This window comes from Pseudoalteromonas sp. (assembly GCF_041613455.1).
Lineage (GTDB): Bacteria > Pseudomonadota > Gammaproteobacteria > Enterobacterales > Alteromonadaceae > Pseudoalteromonas.
This window is the reverse complement of the sequence record NZ_JBFJHD010000252.1, coordinates 1-3,860: the sequence shown is the minus strand read 5'-3', so window position 1 is coordinate 3,860 and position 3,860 is coordinate 1. Positions and strand designations below refer to the sequence as shown.

Sequence of the window (3,860 nt, the reverse complement as noted above, 5' to 3'; positions counted from 1 at the left end):
GGGAGCTGGATTCGAACCAGCGAAGGCTGAGCCGTCAGATTTACAGTCTGATCCCTTTGGCCGCTCGGGAACCCCTCCACACATTGTTGTTACATTTGGCCCCACTTTACTTAGCGGTAAGAAAAGTGGTGGAGGGAGCTGGATTCGAACCAGCGAAGGCTGAGCCGTCAGATTTACAGTCTGATCCCTTTGGCCGCTCGGGAACCCCTCCAATGCAACGGCGCTGATAATAGCAAACATCGTGTTTAAGTAAAGAAAAAAGCTAAAGAAATTTTAAAAAATGCCGATAAATAATTATTCTTCACAACAATCGGCTAAAGTCTATGCAAATAGATGATTTGTTAATCACAGAGAGTCAACTCAGCTCTCGTCTTAATCAAAGCGTGCAACAACATCGCCGTGGCGAGTTTGCGTTATTATTAGCGATGCTATCGCATGATGCGCTCGATTTTAGTCAGTTTCATTTACCAAAAACAGAGCTGCGCGATAAGCTTGAAAGTGAAGAATCATTGCGTAAGCAATTTGCGCTGGGGCCGCAGCAGCAATTAGCCCCCGATGAGTTTGATATGTTGATAGGGCAATTTAATGCGTCGGCTATTGCAAACTTGGGTGAGCGCGCCGGCATGGTCGATATCAAACTTAACCATTGTCTACACCCCGAACCCCTCGCCATTCGAGATGAGCCACAGCACATACCTTTAAATGTTGTTGATAATTGTGAATTAGCAGTGCGCAGACGTATTGCTAAGCAGCACACTCAATTAGTGCCCCCACAAATGGATGCCGCCGGCTTCTACGCCAGTCTTAATAATGCTGAGCTGCATCGCCCCTTGCACGTGGTGAGCGCATAAAGTGGGTTAAATGTACCAAGCTGAAGCCAGCTTAATAACAATATTGGGCTCTTTGCACCCCAGTGCTACCTTATATATGGATTTATAATTGATTTAATATAAAAAAAGCATCCAAAAATTAAATGCAATTGCTATAATGCACGCAAATGGTATGACATGAAATGCCGTTATCATTAAACCAAGGTAATTAGGAACGTAATGAAGAAAGTATTCACGCTAAATCACGAGAAAATCAAATACCCTCGAATGGTTGACGCTGCAAAGCATGAAGTGAAAAAATATTTGAAAAGAGAGCGTAACAAAACTTTACCCATCGATGCTGATTACTGGGCGTTTGATTGTAAGTTTGGTCATACTGCTGAAGACGCTGAAGTCGTTCACGTTGCAGAACTTAGCAAATGTATCAGTGAAATCGAAAAGCAAAACTTAATGTCTTTTTATGTTGAGATTATTGCTAGACCCGCTCAGCGCCAACAACTTGATTTGGATGACGACGAGTAACTCACGTTTATCATATTCGCGTAATTTTTAAATGGGCCTTAATGGCCCATTTTTCATTGTTGCAGTATTTGAAATAGTAGCCGCTTCGCTTTTTCAGAAGTGTGTTGATTAGAATGCCGTTAAATCCCTAGTAGCCGCTGTGCCATAAACCTCGTGCCAATGTGTACTTTTCCCGCTTCAGTCATGCAATGGCAATATCGTTAGATGATTGTATAGCAAGATTTTTATTCTAATTGCGGCAACATAAGCGCGCTGAGTGCCTAGCTTATTGCCCGCTGTGGTGATGCTGTTTATGTGAAGCCACACGAAGAGAAAATGAAGGTTAACCTTTGCATAACAAAAACTACTACTATAGAGTGTAAAAGGTAATCACTAAATTTAGGCAAACTCATGCCGTTAAATTATGCAGATAATGAAGTTTCGCTCAGTCTGAATAAATCTAAAGTGCTTATTGTTGACGATCAGCTACTGAGCTTGGTTGTGCTAAAAAAAATACTAATGCAATATTTTATTGTTAGCACAGTGAATAGTGGTGAAGAAGCCATTGAACGATGTAAAACCGACACGCCAGACATAATATTGCTCGATATTTCTATGGGCGGCATGAGCGGTGTAGCAACCTGCCAACAACTTAAAGCTACCATGAACACCCAACACATACCCGTGATATTTGTTACTTCACTTGAGAGTGAAGAGTCGGATTGTTGGGAAGCCGGTGCGGTCGATTTCATTAAAAAGCCAATCAACCCCGAAACTGTGTTCAGGCGAGTAAGAGCCCACTTAACCATTAAGTTGCAACATGATTTATTAAGTCAAAAAGTATTCTTGGATGAGTTAACGCAAGTATATAACCGCCGCTACTTTGAAGCGCATGTTAATAAGGTGGCTAAAAGTGCCATGCGCGACGACACCCAATACGCGTTATTATTTATTGATATAGACTACTTTAAGCAATACAACGACACCTATGGACATATGCAAGGAGACAATGTGTTAAGCGCTATAGCGCAAACAATCATTAGCAACATAAAAAGGCCAGCAGACTTTGTGGCTCGCTATGGAGGCGAAGAGTTTGTTGTAGTGTTGCCCCAAACCGCTCGTGAGGGCGCGCTGTGCGTTGCCGAGAAAATTCAACAACATATTGCTCAATTAGCGATTGCACATCAGCATTCAGAATTTAAAGTTGTTTCTGTGAGTATTGGCGGGGCCACGTCGCAGCCAAACGAAAGTGAAAAAAGCTTATTACAGCGAGCGGATAAAAAAATGTATCAAGCTAAAATCCACGGACGTAATCAAGCCTGCTTTTAAGCAACTGGCTGTGAATACACCTTATTACCCGTGTATTCACGCTGTACTATGTGCCGTTATACGCTATGACACTTTTTATATTTTTTACCGCTTCCACATGGGCAGTTGTCGTTACGGGCTACTTTTATATCTGCAACCGGGAATATCGTACCGTCTAGGTAACGCCACTGCTCATCTTCTTTAATAAATAATGAATGCTCGTGTAGTTCACAGTACAGATTTTGATAAAAGTAGTGCGCTTTAAACTCAACAAAGCCTTGGCTGCCTTGGTGCCCTGAATTTAGCACGGTTAAATTTATAAAACGGCAGCTATTAGCAAAATCTTCAATTTCTTTAATGGGGTTAGCGGCTTGTTTGTCGCTGGCATAAGTGCGGTATACATACTCAGCATTTTTAATGGCATAAGCGCTGTAACGAGCACGCATTAGCTGCTCAGGCGTGCTGGCTGTTTGTGTTGCCAAATGAATCGGCTCGCAGCAGTCAGCATACTTTTGCTGGCTGCCACAAAAACAATAAGAGGTCGTTGGTGTGGTCATAATATTAAATAAGCGATTTAAAATACCAGTTTAACAAGCTTATTGAGCGAGTGGTATCTCAAGGTTACTGGTATTTTTGGTAAAGCAGTACAGTTTAGTGCGCGTATTACTTAAATTTAATGCCAATTGTGACAGTTGCTGATCATTTACTATATCAGTCCAGGTGATCACCGCGGCAAAATTGCCATTATGTAACGCAGAGCTCAACACATACTCTAAATTTACTAAGTGTTTTTGTCGTATTACTAATAGTTTACTGGTATCAATAGAGCAAGAGTCAAGTAACGCTTTGCTCGGTACATGATCGGGTGCAATAAGCAAAGTCCACGCGTTTAAACTATTGTATTGATGTAATACTTTAAGCAGTTCAAAGGTTGCTGAGATCTCATCTTCGATTTGAATTAAGTTTACACAATCATTTTGCACATCTTGCTGGTAACTTTTAACTGTTCTTAAAGTAATTGGCTGTAACATAATAGTCTCACTCACTGGGTTTTTATACAGTACATGTATACAGTAGTTTATACAGTATTTTCGCGCAAGTGTTTTTTGCTATTTTTTTGTACATATATGCTGCAGTTGTTCTTTCTCATACAGTTTTGGAATGGTTTCTCACACATCTGGAATGAAGAGTCATATATAGCAAGAGCTGTAGAGGAGATGC

The 3,860-nt window shown here is 41.1% G+C and carries 5 protein-coding genes and 1 tRNA gene; 3 read left to right on the top strand and 3 right to left on the bottom strand.

The genetic code is table 11. From position 1 onward, the window contains the following. Nucleotides 1–126: 126 nt before the first annotated feature. Nucleotides 127–211: transfer RNA gene (locus tag ABYB02_RS15385), tRNA-Tyr, on the bottom strand. 112 nt (nucleotides 212–323) lie between these two features. On the opposite strand from ABYB02_RS15385, the gene ABYB02_RS15380 reads away from it, so the two are divergent. From ABYB02_RS15380 to ABYB02_RS15370, 3 genes are all read left to right on the top strand, one after another. Then, entirely contained in the window at nucleotides 324–851 is a 528-nt protein-coding gene (locus ABYB02_RS15380) for a VC2046/SO_2500 family protein (RefSeq protein ID WP_372763283.1), read from the top strand. 198 nt (nucleotides 852–1,049) lie between these two features. Continuing rightward, on the top strand, nucleotides 1,050–1,352 hold the full coding sequence (locus tag ABYB02_RS15375) for a DUF6172 family protein (RefSeq protein WP_372763282.1): 303 nt from the start codon (nucleotides 1,050–1,052) through the stop codon (nucleotides 1,350–1,352). A 390-nt stretch (nucleotides 1,353–1,742) separates the two neighbouring features. After that, the gene (locus tag ABYB02_RS15370; RefSeq protein WP_372763281.1) at nucleotides 1,743–2,660 is read left to right on the top strand and encodes a diguanylate cyclase; all 918 of its coding nucleotides are present in this window, start codon (nucleotides 1,743–1,745) and stop codon (nucleotides 2,658–2,660) included. A gap of 56 nt (nucleotides 2,661–2,716) precedes the next feature. Here ABYB02_RS15370 and ABYB02_RS15365 read toward each other — a convergent pair whose 3' ends face one another. Then, nucleotides 2,717–3,196, bottom strand: coding sequence for a YchJ family protein (locus ABYB02_RS15365; protein ID WP_372763280.1), 480 nt, complete (start codon nucleotides 3,194–3,196; stop codon nucleotides 2,717–2,719). A gap of 39 nt (nucleotides 3,197–3,235) precedes the next feature. Continuing rightward, nucleotides 3,236–3,670 (bottom strand): SulA-like leucine-rich domain-containing protein, encoded by a 435-nt coding sequence (locus tag ABYB02_RS15360; protein WP_372763279.1) that lies wholly within the window; start codon nucleotides 3,668–3,670, stop codon nucleotides 3,236–3,238. Nucleotides 3,671–3,860: the final 190 nt, after the last annotated feature.

Coding starts and splice junctions, on each gene's coding strand:
- ABYB02_RS15380 (WP_372763283.1), top strand. CDS start 324: ATGCAAATAGATGATTTGTTAATCACAGAGAGTCAACTCAGCTCTCGT.
- ABYB02_RS15375 (WP_372763282.1), top strand. CDS start 1,050: ATGAAGAAAGTATTCACGCTAAATCACGAGAAAATCAAATACCCTCGA.
- ABYB02_RS15370 (WP_372763281.1), top strand. CDS start 1,743: ATGCCGTTAAATTATGCAGATAATGAAGTTTCGCTCAGTCTGAATAAA.
- ABYB02_RS15365 (WP_372763280.1), bottom strand. CDS start 3,196: ATGACCACACCAACGACCTCTTATTGTTTTTGTGGCAGCCAGCAAAAG.
- ABYB02_RS15360 (WP_372763279.1), bottom strand. CDS start 3,670: ATGTTACAGCCAATTACTTTAAGAACAGTTAAAAGTTACCAGCAAGAT.